The organism is Paenibacillus sp. BJ-4, from assembly GCF_020404765.1.
In the GTDB taxonomy this organism is placed as follows: domain Bacteria; phylum Bacillota; class Bacilli; order Paenibacillales; family Paenibacillaceae; genus Paenibacillus.
Genome location: NZ_JAIVEM010000172.1, coordinates 1 through 18759 on the forward strand (window position 1 = coordinate 1; position 18759 = coordinate 18759).

Annotated in this window: 17 protein-coding genes and 1 riboswitch; of the genes, 12 read left to right on the plus strand and 5 right to left on the minus strand. The window is 49.3% G+C overall.

Going from position 1 to position 18759, the window contains the following annotated elements; genetic code table 11:
• Positions 1-156: 156 nt before the first annotated feature.
• Positions 157-771: a superoxide dismutase gene (locus tag LCF57_RS26075; RefSeq protein ID WP_226003260.1), complete on the minus strand. Its 615-nt coding sequence runs from the start codon at positions 769-771 to the stop codon at positions 157-159.
• A gap of 521 nt (positions 772-1292) precedes the next feature.
• On the opposite strand from LCF57_RS26075, the gene LCF57_RS26080 reads away from it, so the two are divergent.
• The 7 genes from LCF57_RS26080 (at position 1293) to LCF57_RS26115 (ending at position 6818) form a co-directional block, all read left to right on the plus strand.
• The gene (locus tag LCF57_RS26080) at positions 1293-1718 is read left to right on the plus strand and encodes a GNAT family N-acetyltransferase (protein ID WP_413232235.1); all 426 of its coding nucleotides are present in this window, start codon (positions 1293-1295) and stop codon (positions 1716-1718) included.
• A gap of 133 nt (positions 1719-1851) precedes the next feature.
• Positions 1852-2436: a signal peptidase I gene (lepB, locus tag LCF57_RS26085; protein ID WP_226003262.1), complete on the plus strand. Its 585-nt coding sequence runs from the start codon at positions 1852-1854 to the stop codon at positions 2434-2436.
• Positions 2437-2529: 93 nt separating this feature from the next.
• Positions 2530-2967 carry a ribonuclease HI gene (gene rnhA, locus LCF57_RS26090; protein WP_226003304.1) on the plus strand — a complete coding sequence of 146 codons (438 nt, stop codon included), beginning with the start codon at positions 2530-2532 and terminating at the stop codon, positions 2965-2967.
• Positions 2968-3069: 102 nt separating this feature from the next.
• Positions 3070-4818, plus strand: a complete 1749-nt coding sequence (gene queG / locus LCF57_RS26095) for a tRNA epoxyqueuosine(34) reductase QueG (RefSeq protein WP_318840810.1) — start codon at positions 3070-3072, stop codon at positions 4816-4818.
• Between the two features lie 107 nt (positions 4819-4925).
• Positions 4926-5180: a YneF family protein gene (locus tag LCF57_RS26105; protein WP_013369414.1), complete on the plus strand. Its 255-nt coding sequence runs from the start codon at positions 4926-4928 to the stop codon at positions 5178-5180.
• A gap of 54 nt (positions 5181-5234) precedes the next feature.
• Entirely contained in the window at positions 5235-5828 is a 594-nt protein-coding gene (gene folE, locus LCF57_RS26110; RefSeq protein WP_226003263.1) for a GTP cyclohydrolase I FolE, read from the plus strand.
• A 144-nt stretch (positions 5829-5972) separates the two neighbouring features.
• Positions 5973-6818 carry a biotin/lipoate A/B protein ligase family protein gene (locus tag LCF57_RS26115; protein ID WP_226003264.1) on the plus strand — a complete coding sequence of 282 codons (846 nt, stop codon included), beginning with the start codon at positions 5973-5975 and terminating at the stop codon, positions 6816-6818.
• A 43-nt stretch (positions 6819-6861) separates the two neighbouring features.
• Here LCF57_RS26115 and LCF57_RS26120 read toward each other — a convergent pair whose 3' ends face one another.
• Complete coding sequence (locus LCF57_RS26120; RefSeq protein ID WP_226003265.1) at positions 6862-8226, minus strand: Fe-Mn family superoxide dismutase; 1365 nt, start codon at positions 8224-8226, stop codon at positions 6862-6864.
• A gap of 229 nt (positions 8227-8455) precedes the next feature.
• Positions 8456-9493: an alpha/beta hydrolase gene (locus LCF57_RS26125; RefSeq protein WP_226003266.1), complete on the minus strand. Its 1038-nt coding sequence runs from the start codon at positions 9491-9493 to the stop codon at positions 8456-8458.
• Positions 9494-9791: 298 nt separating this feature from the next.
• On the opposite strand from LCF57_RS26125, the gene LCF57_RS26130 reads away from it, so the two are divergent.
• The gene (locus LCF57_RS26130) at positions 9792-10535 is read left to right on the plus strand and encodes an IclR family transcriptional regulator (protein ID WP_152380450.1); all 744 of its coding nucleotides are present in this window, start codon (positions 9792-9794) and stop codon (positions 10533-10535) included.
• A 96-nt stretch (positions 10536-10631) separates the two neighbouring features.
• Positions 10632-10744, plus strand: a riboswitch (TPP riboswitch).
• A gap of 181 nt (positions 10745-10925) precedes the next feature.
• Complete coding sequence (gene thiC, locus LCF57_RS26135) at positions 10926-12746, plus strand: phosphomethylpyrimidine synthase ThiC (RefSeq protein ID WP_226003267.1); 1821 nt, start codon at positions 10926-10928, stop codon at positions 12744-12746.
• Between the two features lie 184 nt (positions 12747-12930).
• Here the strand turns inward: thiC and LCF57_RS26140 are convergent, their stop codons facing one another.
• The gene (locus tag LCF57_RS26140) at positions 12931-13083 is read right to left on the minus strand and encodes a hypothetical protein (protein ID WP_010348453.1); all 153 of its coding nucleotides are present in this window, start codon (positions 13081-13083) and stop codon (positions 12931-12933) included.
• Positions 13084-13621: 538 nt separating this feature from the next.
• Between LCF57_RS26140 and LCF57_RS26145 the strand changes: the two genes are divergently transcribed.
• From LCF57_RS26145 to LCF57_RS26155, 3 genes are all read left to right on the plus strand, one after another.
• Positions 13622-14458, plus strand: a complete 837-nt coding sequence (locus tag LCF57_RS26145; RefSeq protein ID WP_226003268.1) for a YitT family protein — start codon at positions 13622-13624, stop codon at positions 14456-14458.
• A 321-nt stretch (positions 14459-14779) separates the two neighbouring features.
• Positions 14780-15199: an SdpI family protein gene (locus tag LCF57_RS26150; protein ID WP_226003269.1), complete on the plus strand. Its 420-nt coding sequence runs from the start codon at positions 14780-14782 to the stop codon at positions 15197-15199.
• Between the two features lie 73 nt (positions 15200-15272).
• Positions 15273-15620 carry a DUF1648 domain-containing protein gene (locus LCF57_RS26155; protein WP_226003270.1) on the plus strand — a complete coding sequence of 116 codons (348 nt, stop codon included), beginning with the start codon at positions 15273-15275 and terminating at the stop codon, positions 15618-15620.
• Positions 15621-15693: 73 nt separating this feature from the next.
• Here LCF57_RS26155 and acnA read toward each other — a convergent pair whose 3' ends face one another.
• The gene (gene acnA, locus LCF57_RS26160) at positions 15694-18405 is read right to left on the minus strand and encodes an aconitate hydratase AcnA (protein WP_226003271.1); all 2712 of its coding nucleotides are present in this window, start codon (positions 18403-18405) and stop codon (positions 15694-15696) included.
• Positions 18406-18759 lie beyond the last annotated feature (354 nt).

The window sequence follows — 18759 nt, forward strand, 5'->3', positions numbered from 1 at the left end:
CAACGATTTCAGGCCAAACTCAAACAGCGCGCGCCGATTGAGTACCGGCACGCGCTGGCTGCTTAGCCTTTTTTCACTTGTCTACTTGACAGGGGTATGACCAAAATTCTACTTGGAGACAGCCTTTATTATAGAGTAGTGAATGTTGTTACTGACTTATTTCTTTGCTGCCGCGTAACGTTTGTTTACTTCATCCCAGTTGATAACATTGTAGAATGCTGCAATGTAGTCCGGGCGTTTGTTTTGATATTTCAGGTAGTAAGCATGCTCCCAAACGTCCAGTCCAAGTACCGGAGTCAGACCTTCAAACAGTGGGCTGTCTTGGTTAGGAGTGCTAGTGATTGCCAGTTTGCCGTCTTTGCCGACAACCAGCCAAGCCCAGCCGCTACCAAAGCGTGTTGTAGCTGCTTTAGTGAAGTCTTCTTTGAATTTGTCATAGCCGCCCAGCTCGTTGCTGATTGCTTCAGCAATGGCACCCGTTGGTTGTCCGCCGCCGTTAGGACCGATAACTTCCCAGAACAGGCTGTGGTTGTGGTGTCCACCACCGTTATTGCGAACCGCAGTGCGGATGCTTTCAGGAACGCTGTCCAGATTGGAGATCAGATCCTCCAGGCTTTTGCTTTGCAGTTCAGGAGCGCTCTCCAAAGCTGCATTCAGGTTTGTTACATATGTGTTATGGTGACGATCATGGTGAATTTCTACTGTCAGCGCATCAATGTGCGGCTCCAGTGCGTCTTTCGCGTAAGGAAGTTCTGGTAATTGAAATGCCATAGTAAATCCCTCCTGGTTATATGGTTGGGTAAGGTATTCCTATGTAATAATACCCTCTACAGTTATATTAAACCGCATTCAGGCTATTTTATCAACATTTTTGTTTGTAAAATAGCAAACTGGGAAATACGACCTGGTAGCTAGCATGTCCAAACCCCGACTGGAATACACAAAATATAGGTAATAAGAGGGAAATTATAAGATACAAAAATGTAAACGCTTCATATACAGCGTTTACATGAGAAAAAGGGATGTATTCCTATTAAAAGTATGGTTTAATGATCAAGGAAGCAGAAATTTCGGCTTTTTTGTCGTCTGCTATATCTTGTCATGTCTTTGGACCTGACGAATTTGAGGGCACACACCCTTTTCCTGTTGATCATTTTATATATAGCAGATCGTATGCATTTTTATCATAATGCCTTGTGATTAACACCATGCTAAGAACATTAAGGATTTATGTAAAAATGACGGCGTTGTCTCATTTTTTTATTAAGCTTACGAAAAGGGAGATATTACTTATGCACGTTCGTTCCTTTCAATTAAGTGATGTGAATCCAGTAACTGAACTCATGCAAGTTGCTTTGTCAGAGGAGTGCTACAAAGAGACGGTGGGTGCTTTTGCCCGTCAGCTTTCGTGGGATTCCGGTTTGATCGTCGTTGCGGAAGAAGAGGGAGAGATCGTTGGTGCCCTGATTGGCACGATAGATCACAATCATGGTTGTTATTATCGTATTGCTATTCACCCCGATCATCGTCGGATGGGCATTGGGAAATCGCTTGTAGAGGCCATGGAGCAACGTTTTCAACAACGTAAGGTTAGCCGTATTTTGGTAGCCGGGGACAAGCATAACAGCGCGGCCATGCCTTTGTATGAAGCAATGGGCTATGGAGCAAACCAGATTTTACAGGCTTTTCAGAAGCTCAGTATTTTGGCTCCTCATTAAACGGCAATCATCGATATAAAGAGAATTGAATATTTTTAAGGCTAATATTTCCAATTTAAGCATATCTGAGTAACCGTTGCAATCGGGTACGGGATATGCTTTTCTATTTATAACAGGGTTAAGGAGGTATATTATGGACGCTTTGGCTCCTTCGTCAGGCCCGCTTCCTTCACCGGAAACATCAAAACAGGCAGGTCGCTCTGGTTACTTACGCGATTGGTTGGTCACCCTTCTGATTGCGCTGATCGTCTTGCTGCTTCTAAACCTGTTCGTGTTTAATTTGTCCACGGTCAGAGGACATTCGATGCAGCCGACACTCATGGAGAGCCAGCATTTGTTCGTTAACAAGCTGGTTTACAATTTTCATGATCCGGCCAGGGGAGACATCGTGATTTTAAAAGATCCCGACTCCAAGCCGTCCAGCCCGAGATTTTTAGTGAAAAGAGTGATAGGCACTCCCGGGGATGTGATTCGGGTGGAACATAATCGTTTGTATGTGAACGGTGAACTGCTAAATGAGCCTTACACCAACTCCAGGGTGGAGGATGGTGATTACGGCCCTTTTACGGTGGAGCCGGGTCACTTTTTTGTCATGGGAGATAATCGCCATACTGCCGCAAGCAAGGACAGCCGCTATTTCGGCAGCATTAAATCTCAGGATTTGCTGGGGCGTGCGGAGTTTATTTTTTGGCCGATATCTGATTGGAAGTGGCTATAGAGCAACGATAGTTTGAAATCAATGCGGAACGCGTGTGAACCGATCAGGATCATGACGGAGCAGACGGTTGCGAATCAGGAAAGGAAGAGGAATATGAAAGAAGTGATGGTATATACCGACGGCGCATGTTCGGGAAACCCGGGTCCTGGGGGGTGGGGTGTCGTTTTGCTGTATGGAGATCATCGCAAGGAACTGTCCGGAGCCGAGAAAATGACAACAAACAACCGCATGGAGATCAAGTCTGTGATCGAAGCGCTAAAGTTGCTCAAGGAGCCTTGTCACGTCAAAGTCCACAGTGACTCTGCCTATGTCGTCAATTGCTTCAAACAGGGCTGGATTAAGAATTGGCTCCGTAACGGCTGGCGCAACAGTAAAAATCAGCCCGTTGAAAATAAAGAGCTGTGGGAAGAACTGTGGGAACTGATGGGCAAGCATGAGGTTGAATATGTAAAGGTGAAGGGGCACAGTGACAACGAGCTGAACAATCGCTGTGATTTTCTGGCGACCAGCGCTGTTAAAAATTTACGGTAGCATCTGTTGCTGTTTTCTGTTGAAATTTGAGATATGAGGATTATTACAAATTCCTCATACAAGTGATTACGTACGAAGGAATGAAAGAGAGGTGAGTATCGGATGCAACGCGGATTAGTATCAACGGCTGCCGGAACCGCCTCGACCTGGGCATCACTCAAGCAGGAAATCATTCAGGCGGCTCCGGGGCTGGGTATCGACTCGATCGGGTTCGCATCCGCCGACCCCTTTCTGTCTCTGAAAGCTATATTGGAAGAGCATCGGGCCAAAGGCTATGAATCCGGCTTTGAGGAGCCGGATATTAATAAGCGGATTTATCCGGAGCTATATGGCTCACAGCCTGCATCCCTGATTGCCATTGCGGTGGCGTATCCTGCCAAAATGAAGAATCCGCCAAAGTCGGAAAAGGGCAAGTACCGTGGTATTTTGGCACGTTCAGCCTGGGGGAAGGATTATCATCTTGTGCTGCGCGAGGCGATGGAGAAGCTTGAGGCCTTTATAAGTGAGCGGGTGCCTGATGCGATGTTGAAAAGCATGGTGGATACCGGGGAACTGTCGGATCGAGCTGTAGCGGAACGCTCAGGTATCGGCTTTAGCGGCAAAAACACAATGATGATCTCACCGACGCTGGGATCATGGATTTATCTGGGCGAATTGCTGACGAACATTCCTTTTCAACCAGATGAACCCGTCACGGACGGCTGCGGGGAATGCACCAAATGCTTGGACGCGTGTCCTACGGGCGCGCTTGTGGGACCGGGGCAGCTGAATGCGCAGCGGTGTGTGTCCTTTTTGACACAAACGAAAGGCTTTCTGGATGAAGAGTTTATGCTGAAAATAGGGAATCGGCTGTACGGATGTGATACCTGCCAAATGGTATGTCCCAAAAATCGGGGCCTTAACTGGAATCATCATCCTGAGCTTACACCCGATCCCGAAATTGTGAAGCCACTGCTGCTGCCGTTGCTGGATTTGAGCAATCGTGAATTCAAGGAACGCTTTGGTCAAAGCGCGGCAGCTTGGCGGGGGAAAAAGCCAATTCAGCGCAATGCCATTATCGGGCTAGGCAATTTCAAGGATATCAGTGCCGTACCCAAGCTGACGGAGGTTCTGTTGGATGATCCGCGCCCCGAGCTTCGGGGCACGGCGGCTTGGGCTTTGAGCCGAATAGGAGGAGAAAACGCTATGACAGCGATCAAGCAAGCATCAGAGAAGGAACAACATGAGCAAGTACGCGAAATGATCGCGCAGGCGCATTCCAAACTGGAGGAGCAACAGCAGGCAGAACAGCAAAAGGGTTCTGAATTGTCAAATTCAGAAGTAACGGCCGATGATTCACAGGGTCCAACCACCATTTATTACGATGAAATGGAGACACCTGTGGGCCCTTTAACGTTGTGCGCAACGGATCGGGGGCTGTGTCGAATAGAGTTTGGCGTTTTTTATGCGAAGGAGGCACTGCTTCAGCAATGGGCCAGAACGTGGATCGGGGAATATGTCTATGTGCAGGAACCGGAAAAACTGCGCGAGGCCGCAGATCAACTGCGTGAATATTTTGCCGGAGAACGACGGGAATTCAGTATAGCCTATGATTTGAGAGGGACTCCCTTCCAAGAGCAGGTATGGCGTGCACTGCAAAATATTCCGTATGGACAGAGCGTGTCCTACAAGGATATTGCGGAGTCCATCGGGCGAGCCAAGGCCGTACGTGCAGTCGGCGGAGCAAACAACAAAAACCCGTTGCCCATCCTGATTCCATGTCACCGGGTATCAGGAGCAAACGGAGGCTTGGTCGGTTATGCGGGAGGCCTGCCGGTCAAGACCAAGCTGCTGGAGTTGGAGAAAGAATAAGGACATATGTTTGCAAATTGTGATTTGCTAGCTGTCTCATGTTTTGCTATGATAGGTTCGTGTGTAATGCATGATGTTTCATATAAATATACAGAGGTGACGACTTCGTGGTGTGGAATATTGTCATTCCGATTATTACCCTGATTGTTGGTTTGGTTGGGGGATTTTTCATCGGTGCTTATTATCTTCGCAAACAGCTTGAGAAGATGCAAAACGACCCTGAAACGCTGCAAAAAATGGCCAAGCAGATGGGTTACAACCTGAATGGAAAGCAAATGCAGAAAGCCCAGCAGATGATGAAGAACCAGCAGTTTTCCAAAAATCAGCCAGGTGCGCGTAAAAATCAGGGCCGTCGGAAATAATGAGCAGCGTGAGCACGGATGTCGCATGAGGTTGCTGCATAGAGGAGGATTACTGTGGCTGGCGTAAAAGATTATATTAACCGCAAAGCTGCGGATAACCGGGATAAAATCGAGTACCATGTGGAGCAGATTTTACAACTGATCGGTGAGGACCCCAAGCGTGAAGGGCTGTTAGAAACACCGGCACGCGTAGCGCGCATGTATGAGGAAATATTTGCGGGTTATGAGGTTGATCCTCGGGATGCGCTGGGTGTGACATTCGACGAGAATCACGAGGAGCTTGTGATTGTGAAGGACATCGTCTATTACAGCCAGTGCGAGCACCATATGGCTCCTTTCTTCGGAAAAGTGCATATCGGCTATGTACCCAGCGGTAAAATTGTTGGATTGAGCAAGCTTGCCCGTCTGGTGGAGGCTGTGACCCGTCGATTGCAGGTTCAGGAGCGGATTACGTCACAGATCGCGGATATTCTAAATGAAGCGGTTTCGGCTCACGGGGTTATGGTGGTCGTGGAAGGCGAGCATCTGTGCATGTGTGCAAGAGGCGTCAAAAAGCCTGGCAGTAAAACGGTAACGTCTGCGGTGCGCGGCACGTTCCGTGATAATGCAGCACAGCGCGCAGAGTTTCTGTCCCTGATCAAGGATTGATCGAACGGGCGTAACGGTTAGGTGATGAAAGGGGTGGTTTACGCATAGGCGTAGCCACCCTTTTTTGCTAACATGGGATAGGTGGACAGCCAAAATTACGATTAGCGTATGAATAACAGTTCTTTTTAAGATAGGGGATAACGTATGGAGAACGTACATAGCTCAACAGAAAAAACAACCGTTTTGCCTGATTTGCAATGGATTGAAGCGCCGCTTACGCTCACCCAGATGGACGTTTTGTCTCCGCTGGCCTGGGAGGAGCTGGCCTGTCGGCAAGTTGGAAAAGGTGCTGCGCCTATTTTGCACCTGTGGCGGCATCCGGCTGCGCTTGTCATCGGTCACCGCGACCGCAGGCTTCCATACGCGCCGCTGGCGATGGAGCATGTACGCAGCACGGGAATCTCGGTGTGCGTGCGCCCCTCGGGCGGAGCAGCCGTCATGCTGGACAGGGGGGTACTGAACCTGTCCCTGATCCTGCCGAATCCGCAGCATGCGATCAGCCTGCATGAGGATTTCCGGCTCATGGCGGGGCTGATTGCCGATGCGCTGGCCCCGTGGTCTGCCGAGGCGCAGACCGGGGAAATCACCGGGTCCTTCTGTCCCGGTGATTACGATGTCAGCGTTCGAGGCCGCAAGTTTTGCGGCATTGCGCAGCGGCGTCAAGCCAAGGCGTATATCATCACGGCTTTCGTGATGATTGAGGGCAGTGGTGCGGGGCGTGCACAGGCGGTGCAGCAGTTTTATACGGCGGCAGCCGGAGATACGAAGGCGGGCGTACCGCAGCCGGATTATCCGCGGGTAAATCCGGCAACAATGGGCAGCCTGGCAGAGCTGGCTGGAGTGCCATCTGTTGAGGCCTATACAGCATCTCTGCGCCGGGTGATCGAAAGCCGGGCTACGATTTTACCTGTCGATGGCTCGTTGGTGCAACCGCAAGGATTGTCAGAACAGATAGCTGCACTTAGAGAACGATACGATTCACAAGTGTAAGGTAGAGCATGGATTTAGCACACTAGCTCACATGGCAATCAGCTTAGAAGGGCTGCCATTTCAGCTTGGAGGCTTGAGCATAGCGTTCTTCCACCTCAGGCCAGTTGACGACATGCCACCAATCCTCGATGTATTTGTTGCGTTCAGCTTGATGCTTCAAGTAATAGGCGTGTTCCCACACATCAAGCGCCAGCAACGGAATGGACTCCCACTGAGTCAGATTCTGGTGCTTTTCGGCCTGCAAAATTTCAAGCCGTCCCGCACGCGGACTCCACACCAGAATCGCCCAGCCGCCGCCCTCAACCTTTTCGGCGGCTGAGCTGAAATGCTTTTTGAATGCCTCATAGCTGCCAAAATCCTTCTTGATCTGCTCAGCCAGCGGCCCGCTTGGTGTTCCGCCGCCTTGAGGACTCATAATCGTCCAAAAAAGAGTATGCAGATAATGGCCTGCACCGTTAAACGCCAGCTCCCGTTCCCAGTGCTTTACGAGGTCAAAATCACCTGTTTTGCGGGCCTCTTCCAGCTTCTTCTCTGCTTTATTCAAATCATTCACATAGCTCAAATGATGCTTGTCATGGTGAATACGCATCGTTTTTTCATCAATGTAAGGTTCAAGCGCATTATAGGGATAAGGGAGCGGCGGTAACCGATGTCCCCCAATAGGAACCGAGCGGCCGGGGGAAGCTTTTTCCGTTGCCGAAGGCTGTGTCTGACCGGACTGAACGCCTTTAGATGCCCATGTGCCTTCTCCCCGTATGCCCGCCTGCCGCTCTCGAAACGCATCCTCAGGGTAGTGCTCACCCTCGGCTGACACATGATACAACCCAGCGGCCCTTGCGATGGAGCCAGGCTCTTGAAAGGGTGTAGTGGAGATCAGGAAATATTGGCTTTCATGGGCCGCGTGCAGCACAATTCCGGCGGATCTGGGCTGCTGCCGTAACGCAAGACTGTGCTCGTTCAGCAGGCCGAGCTGGCGCACATACTCCTGTGACTGGCGGTTTGCAGTTTGCAGCAATCCGTCCAGCCGACGATGCAGATCTTGTGAGGCAGTCTCTGGCAATGGCACCTCTCCAGATGATGACGCCTCACCCCATTCCCTTGACTGTCCTGATGGTTTAGCCAGTTCGTGTGTATGTGCTTGTGGAGCAGCCGATTTTTGATCCCATGAGTGTTGCCAAGCCTGATCTGCGTGAGCGTGGACGTTTCGCTGCTCTTCAAGCAGCTCAACAGCAGCACGTTCAGTCTGTTCAAATACAGTTCGCCAATCATCGAGCAGCTGCACATATGCAGGCTCAAGCCCCTCAGTAGCGGACTTAATCACTTCCACATGCCAACTTTCCTGCTGCTTCCAATGCCGGATTTCCTCCAGCACGCGTAAGGGCAGAAAAGCCCCATAAGTACTCAGCATTGTTTTTACCTCCCGTATCCCGCTATGGCTTTCCGGTTTGGAGAAAGAATCTGCCCCGGATGCATACGTACCCAGTATATTCGCCCTCTCGTAGGGAATATGTCTATAAACTCTCTCCGTCAGATATCACATGTCATGCAGAATCATGAATGCCATTGGGATGCAGAAAAAGAAGCCTGACTAAGGCACAAGTGAAGTGTCCATAATCAGGCTTCTCTATATCATTTCATTACTTCGCAGTCGTTGGCTTATTCGCATTAGCGATGGTCTTCTTGTCCTCCAGCTCCTGCACACTGCTTAAAAACGTCGATACCCGCCGCAAATATTCACGTGGATGCTCTCTGAAAATAAGCTCATGCAGCCCGTTTTTGACAATCCACACACTGGAAAGCGGATTGGTCTGATTGGCAGCGAGCTTTTCCGCAATGGGATAAGGAGCTTTTTCGTCCTGCGTACCATGCACAAACATAATCGGGAACGGATAGTTTTCCTTTTTAACCTCTTGATATGGAATTTGATGCAAGCTGGTGCCGTTCAAAACTGGAAACAGCAACTCGAGAATTTCCAAAGACGGATGGCGTGGCAGATTAATTTGATTATGAATGTTATGGTACAGCGTATCCGGCTCCAACAGGAAGGTGCTGTCCAAAATCATCGCGTCCACATCCTTGGTTTGCAAGCCCGCCTGCAGGGCGGTTCCTGCCCCCATTGAGAAGCCCCATACGATAATCTCCGACGAGCCGCGTTGCTTCGCAAGCTGGATCGCCCCAAGAAGCTGTTGGGATTCCGCTTTGCCTCCGGTCGCGACTGCTTTGCTGTTTTGAGACGCAAAACCGTAATCGAACATGACCACATTAAAGTTTAAACGGTGGGCATAATGTGCCAGATCATACATGGGAATCCAGCTTTCTTCGCGGTTGGCCCCATATCCATGGCTGAAAATAATGGTTTTCCGCGATTGATCCGCTGGGATATACCAGCCTTGCACCATGCGGCTGCCGTCCTTGGCAGGGAAGCTGACTTCCTCATAGGGCATTCCCTTCGCCTGCATCGGGTTAGAGTACAGCGGTGCCACGGTTGGATTCGTCAGTACCCATGCGATGTAGGCATGCAGGGCAATAAAACAAAACAGCAGAAAAAATACGACCGATAGCAGCAGCGCAATCACAATGTGCTTGAACCGCAGCAGACGGGGATTAATCAGTGGGATGGACGGCTCCTGAACAGCGGTTTGTAGCTGAGAGCTGCGCTGGGATGTCGAAATCATGTAAGAGCCTCCTTATATAAAATTGAACTTCATGCTATAGAATTTAGGTACAAATTCACTTGAAAATGATAGTGTATGTCCTTATTGATACCTATTATCGTATGATGGGGATTATCCAAAGTCAACGCCTGAACTGGAAAAGTAAAAATGATGCAAAGAATTGTCGATGTTTGTTCTTCTTTTGTAATATAGCTGTCACAAAAACATTGGTTTACAGTAGCCGCGGGTATTCTATATAATTTATGTAACCATGTTTCATGGTGTGAAACGAAAATGGATGCAAGGGGAGCGGTTCACGATGGAAGACCGTAAATTAACCGTTCGTGCTGTGGAGCGTGCGCTTGATATATTGCTGTGTTTTACCGCAGATTCGGATCTTGGCCTGACGGAGATTGCCTCCAAAATTGGGCTACATAAAAGCACGGTTCATCGGCTGCTGACTACGCTGGAGGATCGTGGCTTTGTCGTTCGGAATGCCGCAACCGAAAAATACCGGCTCGGCTTCCGCATATGGGAGTTGTCCACCCATCTGTCACAAAGTGATGAGCCGGCAGTGCTGCTGCAGCCTGCGATGGAAGGACTGCGTGACCGTCTGGGTGAGACGGTCAGCTTGTACCTGCGGGACGGCAGTATGCGTATTCGCATTCAAGCCGTTCAGAGCAACCAGGCGATCCGCCGCGTTGCGCCGGTGGGTGCGCGTATGCCGCTGGCTGTAGGGGCTTCCAGCAAGGTGCTGGCAGCCTTTATGCCGCCGCAGGAGCTGGAAGCTCTACTCAGGGGGGATGAATGGCCGTCCTCCGTAGACCCGGAGGTCTATAAAGCTCAGCTGCAGGACATTCGTGAGAAGGGATATGCAACCAGCTATGAAGAACGGGAGCCAGGCGCTGCCGCTGTAGCGGCGCCTGTGGTCAACCGGAAGGGACAGGTCGCTGCGGCCTTGTCTGTATCTGGTCCGGTCAGCCGACTTGCACCTGAGACGCTGCATGATTTTGCCCCAATTTTGATCGAAGCTGCGAAGGAAATGGGGCTTATGCTCCCGTAACAGGACTAGAGTAGGGTTGCCAAAGCAGTAAATTTAAAGTAATCTGATGAGGATGGCGGGATGTCTGTTATCGCCGCCTCATGCAAATCGAAGTATCACAGTTACTGGGGGAGCCTGTAATGCCGGGCTGAGATGGAATCGTACAAGATTCCGGACCCTTTGCACCTGATCTGGATCATACCAGCGTAGGGAAGTAATCGGCCATTGAAATGTATACGCAGCTGCTGCCTAAGAAGGCGCATGGAATATATTATTCTGTGTGCGTACTTTTGGATAGCTCTTCGTTAGATTAGCCGGTTCCCTGGGGAACCGGCTTTTTTGCATAGATCAGCCACCCTGGGAATGGTTCCGGATCGGTGTGTCATTTCATCGAAACGGGAGGAACGAACAATGAAACCGACGGAAACAGAAGAAACTGAAATGAAGGCAGCAGAGCCAGGAAAGACAGGTTCAGAGAAGACAAGTGCGGAGCAAGCTGGTGGGGTTAAGCCCTTTCCGGGGAGCCGGAAGGTGTATATTCAAGGCTCGCGGCCGGATATTGCCGTGCCAGAGCGTGAAATCGCGCTGCATCCCACACATACGCCGCAGGGTACAGAGCATCATGCGCCGCTGCGCGTGTATGACACAAGTGGTCCGATGACGGACGAGGCCTATCAGGTGGACATCCGACGGGGCCTGCCGCCGCTTCGACGGGCCTGGGTGCTGGAACGGGGCGATGTCGAGGCTTACGAGGGACGTACGGTTAAGCCGGAGGACAACGGGCTGAAGCCCGGTTCCAAGCGGGAGACAGCGGAATTCCCCGGCGTGACCCATCGTCCGCTACGCGCGTCGCAAGGGCGCACGGTGACACAAATGCACTATGCTCGGATGGGAATCATTACGCCCGAGATGGAATTTGCAGCAATTCGTGAAGGGGTGGAGCCCGAGTTTGTGCGACAGGAGCTGGCGGCGGGACGGGCGATTTTGCCTTCCAATATCAATCACCCGGAAAATGAGCCGATGGTGATTGGACGTCATTTTCACGTGAAGATCAATGCCAACATTGGAAATTCGGCGGTTACATCCTCCATTGAGGAGGAAGTGGAGAAAATGACCTGGGCTGTGCGCTGGGGCTCGGATACGGTCATGGACCTGTCCACAGGCCGTAATATCCATACCACGCGTGAATGGATCATCCGGAATTCTCCAGTGCCGATTGGAACGGTACCGTTGTATCAAGCGCTTGAAAAGGTAAACGGCCAAGCTGAGGCACTGACGTGGGAGCTGTATCGCGATACCCTGATTGAGCAAGCGGAGCAGGGTGTAGACTATTTTACAATTCATGCGGGCGTGCTCCTGCGCTATATTCCGATGACGGCGAATAGAATGACGGGAATTGTCTCCCGAGGCGGGTCGATTATGGCGGCTTGGTGCCTTGCCCACCATCAGGAGAACTTTTTGTACACGCATTTTGAGGAAATCTGCGAAATCATGAAAGCATACGATGTCGCCTTTTCCCTCGGGGATGGTCTACGTCCGGGCAGCATCTATGATGCGAATGATGAAGCGCAGTTTGCAGAGCTGGAAACACTGGGTGAGCTAACGCAAATCGCATGGAAGCATGATGTCCAGGTCATGATCGAAGGTCCGGGGCATGTTCCAATGCACAAAATCAAGGAGAACGTAGATTTACAAATGGAAATTTGCAAGGAAGCTCCTTTTTACACTTTGGGACCGCTCACGACGGATATTGCGCCCGGCTACGATCATATTACCTCGGCCATCGGAGCAGCCATGATCGGTTGGTTCGGGACGTCCATGCTGTGCTACGTTACGCCAAAGGAGCATTTGGGTCTGCCGAACAAGGATGATGTTCGTGAAGGAGTTATTACCTACAAAATTGCGGCACATGCTGCCGATCTGGCGAAAGGCCATCCACGGGCGCAACAACGGGATGATGCCTTATCCAAGGCTCGTTTTGAGTTCCGCTGGCGCGACCAGTTCAACCTTTCCCTCGACCCCGAGCGTGCTCTATCCTACCATGATGAGACGCTACCGGCGGAGGGGGCCAAGGAAGCACATTTTTGCTCGATGTGCGGTCCCAAATTCTGTAGCATGCGGATTACGCAGGATATTCGCGCCTATGCGGCAGACAAGGGGCTGAATACAGAAGAGGCTGTAGCTGCCGGGATGCGTGAAAAGGCAGAGCAATATCGGGATGCGGGGCAATAGGTTGGAAGTGGGTCAACCTATTGGGAAGCCGGATTACTTACGCTGGCAAGCTTAAGTGAGGATAGTCGCTTATGCGTCCGCATGTAAATAACTCCAAAAAAGCCGTGTTTCTCTACAGACGATGTAGGGAAACACGGCTTTTGAGCTTATGTCACGCAAGATGAAGCGACCGAAAAAGGCTGCTTTATTTTTTACCCATTTTCTCATTTAAAATGTCCTGAAAGCTGAGCTTCTTCTCCGAGCTATCTTCTTTCTTCTGCATACTCACTGCGTTGGCACGTTGGTATTGGTGGTGAAAGGGCATCAGGGTGTGTACGGTTAAGTTCATTGTATTCATGTGGTTTGTTCCTCCAATTCCATTTTGTCAAATCCAGATTGAGTTGCTTAGGACGTCTGTATAGGACTATTTGTATGTACTTGATGTCGTAATGCCATGTTGGTTGCTTGGTAAGATTGCAATCATTATACCCGCATTTTTTCAAAGTAAAACGATTTTGACATAAAACAGGAAGATGGTCGTATGCGTCCAAAATGTGTATTAGGAGGATGGTCATTTTGAGGGAGGATGTGCCTAGGTCCAAAACAAGGGCTAGAGGCCCGTTTTCTTAGTTTAGTAGTCGGGATTGTGTTTTTTTGTCGAAATGGCTTGGTTTCGTTACTATTTTGTACTTTGGAGCGAGTGCAATCGAATTTTGCAAAGCCTTGAAGCCGGGATTAAGGCAGTCTGGTGGCGAATTAAAGTGTCAAAGTTATATTGACTTTAGGTTTGTAAGTAGATACCATGAACTGGTTGTAAGCGTATTTTGACAGCTTGAGTCAGCAAATTCCTTTGGCTATTCATCCGTTGGAATGTTTGGGAAAGGACCATGACATATATGAAAAAAAGAATTGCAGACATAGCATTTATCATTCTGGGCGCGTTTTTTTTCGCGCTGGCAGTTAATCTGTTTGTGATCCCGAATGAGTTTGGCGAAGGGGGTGTAACAGGGGTTACGATTATTTTGTACTACCTGTTTCAGTGGTCTCCCTCAATCGTCAATCTGGTGATTAATGGTCTGTTGTTAATTATTGGATATAAATTTCTGGATGCTAGAACAACGTTATACACCGTCATTGCAGTTGCATTTAACTCATTATTTTTGCATTTAACGGCTGACTGGCAGATTGACTCGCATGAGCTGACGATTAATGCCGTGTTTGCCGGGGTTTTGGTCGGAATCGGAATTGGCTTAATCGTGCGGGTAGGGGGCACAACGGCAGGAACGGTCATTTTGGCGCGGATTGCCAATAAATATTTGGATTGGAATATCAGCTATGCCCTGCTGTTTTTTGATTTGATCGTAGCGTTCTCTTCCTATTTTATTATTGGTCCGGAAAAATTGATGCTGACCATCGTTATCCTGTACGTGGGTACCAAGGTTATGGATTTCATGATTGAGGGGTTAAACCCTAAGAAAGCGGTCATGATTATCTCCGAGTATCAAGACAAAATTGCAGAGATGGTCATTACGCAAATGGATCGTGGAGTTACCGTTCTGTCAGGCCACGGATATTACACCAAAAACCCGAAGGAAGTTCTGTATATCGTCATTAGTAAGCAAGAAGTGTCGGCGCTTAAAAAGATTGTAAAAGCTATCGACACAGCAGCGTTTATCACGATTCATGATGTGCGGGATGTGTTCGGAGAGGGCTTTTTGGACATTTCGAAGTAACTGGCGGTGTGAAGGTAAGGTTAAAGGAGAATAGGGTAGGAAGTCGGTCCTGAGGGATCGGCTTTTTTGTTTTTGTGATGTTTATTCCATTTTTGGTATTGGAAAATACGCATAATAAAGTGGAGTCACTCAGTTTCTGTTATATGGAGGGTTTGGCGACATGGAGAGTAAGAGTAATTATGATGTAAAAGAAGAATTCAAGAAGCCGTGGACGCATGTATTTTTTTTATTGTGCTGCATGTTATGAATTTTGCTTTCTTTTCCTCCTCGTTACATTCCACTAAGGATCGTATAGCATTGTTATATTTTCCATTAGTTACTATGATTATTACATTAGCTATCGTAATATTGAATCCAAGGTATTCAAAGCATAGAGCTTCCTTTTCTGAGGACATATTAGTACCTTATCGTAAGATTTGTGCAAGTGTATTTATTGTACTTGATTTGATTTTCCTTGCACTCATGTTCAAATATTCGGGCGAGCTTCTATTCAGCCCACTAAAATTAGCTTTATTTTTATCGGCTATTTTGCATTTAGCAGTGGGGATGTCTTTTGCTTCAATAACACCTAACCGCTTAATTGGTTTGAAGTTCCCTTGGCTGCTTTCGAATGAAACGGCATGGAAGAAGACGCATCGTATCTCTGCTTATACTTGGATAGCCTTTGGCTTAATGGGGATCGCTGTAGGATTAGGACAAGAAGTTAATGTGTATATGGTGCTCGCTTCTCTCTCTTTCTAAGCCATAGGTATCATAATATAGACTGCTGAACATGTATGATATGAATCGATTTAGCTTTATTAGGAGGATTTCCATGCGCAATAGATTGAATATTTTTAATGTATTGTCCTTTCTTCTTTCTGCTTTGCCTTTCCTCATCTACCTTTTCATGTATCCGAGAATGCCCAGGAATGTAGCAATCCACTACAATTTCAATGATGTGGCTGACCGTTTTGTTGACAAATCCTCCCCTGAGGTATGGTTGTTGTGTGGGATTAGCCTCATATCTTTTATGATTATGCTTATGTTCCAGCCCTATCTCAGTCGTCAGTTCAAGAGCGAAGAAGGCTCTGCAATCATGGAAAGCCTGCCTGGTCTCTTGACACTTCTTATAACCCTCATATTTCCAATTTTAGGTATATGTTTTCTTTTAAAGGCCTGAAGCATGTAAAAATCCCCTCTCAACTTGCAGTTTTCACTGCATTTTGGAGGGGATTTCATTATTCATTCGTTCTTTACGCTTGAATCATTTGACGCAATACGGTTTGCAGAATACCACCGTTGTGGTAGTAGTCGATGTCGACGGTGCTGTCCAGACGGGCAGTTACCGGGAACTCGAACTTGGTGCCATCCTCGCGTTTGGCTACAACCGTAAGCTCTTGACCTGGCTTCACGTCATTGTCTATGCCGAGGATGTCGAAGGTCTCGCGGCCGTTCAGACCCAAGCTGGACCAGCCGTAGCCCTCCTGGAATTGCAGTGGCAGCACGCCCATGCCCACCAGGTTACTGCGGTGAATCCGCTCGAAGCTTTCGGCAATGACGGCTTTAACGCCCAGCAGAAGCGTACCCTTGGCTGCCCAGTCACGCGAGCTGCCTGTACCGTATTCCTTGCCGGCAATGACGATCAGGTTTTGATCGGCTGCCTGATATTTCATGGACGCATCGTAAATGGACATTTCCTCATCCGTTGGCAGATATTTGGTCACGCCGCCCTCCGTGCCGGGAGCTACGTTGTTGCGGATACGGATGTTGGCGAATGTACCGCGCATCATGACCTCGTGGTTACCACGGCGGGAGCCGTAGGAGTTGAAGTCCTTACGCTCTACACCATGCTCCTTCAAGTACAGTCCTGCCGGGCTGGAAGGAGCGATGTTGCCTGCTGGTGAGATATGGTCTGTTGTAACCGAATCATTCAACAGGGCAAGCACACGGGCATTGCGGATTTCCTTGATATCCTGTACGCCATCCTGAAGTCCTTCAAAGAACGGCGGATTTTGAATGTAGGTCGAGTTTTCATCCCATTCATACAACTCGCCTTCCGGAACCGGAATGGAGTTCCATTTTTCATTGGCAGTGAATACATTCTCGTATTTGCGACGGAACATATCCGGGCTGAGAGACAGGCTGATGGCTTCCTTGATTTCCTCGGAGGTCGGCCAGATGTCTTTCAGGTACACCGGCTGATTGTCCTGATCGTAGCCGAGCGGATCATTCGCCAGATCAATGTTCACCGTACCTGCCAGCGCATAAGCGACAACCAGTGGAGGTGAGCCGAGATAGTTGGCTTTGACCTGGGCATGCACACGGCCTTCAAAGTTCCGGTTACCGGAAATGACTGCGGCCACGGTCAGATCGTTGTCTGTAATGGCCTGACTGACTTCGTCAGGAAGCGGCCCGGAGTTACCGATGCAGGTCGCGCAGCCGTAACCAGCTACATGAAAGCCGAGTGCTTCCAGCGGGCCGATCAAATCGGCCTTTTGCAGATACTCCGTCACGACGAGGGAACCCGGTGTCAAGCTGGTTTTAACATAACCCGGCTTTTTGAGTCCACGCTGCACGGCTTTTTTGGCAAGCAGACCCGCACCAAGCATAACGCTTGGGTTGGAGGTGTTCGTGCAGCTTGTGATCGCCGCAATGACGACCGCTCCTGTACCCAATTCGCTGGTGGAGCCATCTGGATGGGTCAGTGGAATCTTTTGTGCGATTTTCTCATCGCTCAGTCCATAACCGCCTTTGTCCACCGGGGTACGGATAATACCTTCAAAGGTTTCCTTCATACGGCTCAATTCTACGCGGTCTTGCGGACGTTTGGGTCCGGCGAGACTCGGTACAACCAAAGCCAGATCCAGCTCAATCGTATCGCTGAACACAGGGTCCGGTGTACCGGCTGTGCGGAACATGCCTTGCGCTTTGTAATATTCCTCTACGAGACTGACTTGCTCATAAGAGCGTCCAGTGCTGCGCAGGTAAGCCAGGGTTTCGGCATCAACCGGGAAGAAACCGATTGTTGCGCCGTATTCCGGTGCCATGTTGGCAACGGTCGCACGGTCAGCCAAGCTGATGTTAGCCAGGCCGGGACCGTAAAATTCCACGAATTTGCCGACCACGCCTTTTTTACGCAGCATTTGAGTTACTGTAAGCGCCAGATCCGTAGCAGTAGCCCCTTCCGACAGACTGCCCGTTAGCTTGAAGCCAATGACATCGGGAGTGACAAAATACAGCGGCTGCCCCAGCATACCCGCCTCTGCCTCGATACCGCCGACGCCCCAGCCTACAACGCCAAGTCCGTTAATCATCGTGGTATGGGAGTCTGTTCCCACGAGGGAATCTGGGAAAACGACCGTCTCGCCGTCAATGGATTTGGTGGCGGCTACGGATGCGAGATACTCCAGATTGACCTGATGGACGATCCCCGTAGATGGCGGTACGGCGCGGAAGTTGTTGAATGCCGTTTGAGCCCAGCGCAGAAAACGGTACCGCTCCTCATTACGCTCAAACTCTACATTAATATTGTAGTCCAGCGCGTCACTGGTACCAAAAGCATCAACCATAACCGAGTGGTCGATGACGAGATCAACCGGGACGAGCGGGTTGATCTGCTTTGGATCACCGCCCGCTTTTTTCACGGTATCACGCATGGCTGCCAAATCGACAACTACCGGAACACCTGTAAAATCCTGAAGCACGATGCGTGCCGGAATGAATGGAATTTCCTTGTTAGTGTCACGATCCTCAGCCCAGCCTGTCAGCTGCTGCACATGCTCCTCTGTAATGGCGCGTCCGTCAAATTGGCGAACCGCAGCTTCCAGCAACACTTTAATGGAGAAAGGCAGTTTGGCAACACCGCTTTTTCCTTGTTCCTCCAATGCCTTAAGACTGTAATAGCGATAAGGCTTGCCATTGACTTCGAGACTGCGGGCAATGGAGAATTGATCTTTTCCTGACATAGGTATTACCTCCTTGAAGTGAATGCTTGTGGGGTGAATAGGAATGTCGTTTTGTTTTTTTGATGTCTTGCACGGTTGGTTTAAATTGGTTGCGTTCTCAATTTCATCTTCAGTGGTTCATTGCGTGTTAGAGGTTGAGATGAATGCAATTCGTTTCATTAGATGAAACTTGATTTCAAAATGATTGCTTTTGGATTAAGTATACCGTTTTCAGGCGGTTCCGTAAAGTTTTTTTGGCCTAAATTATTCGTTGCAGACTGGAAAATAAAACGTTCCACTTCCTCATGTTTCGATGTTCATACCAAGCTTTAGAGATTCATACTTATTAGATAGAGAGCATATCAGTCCAGAGAG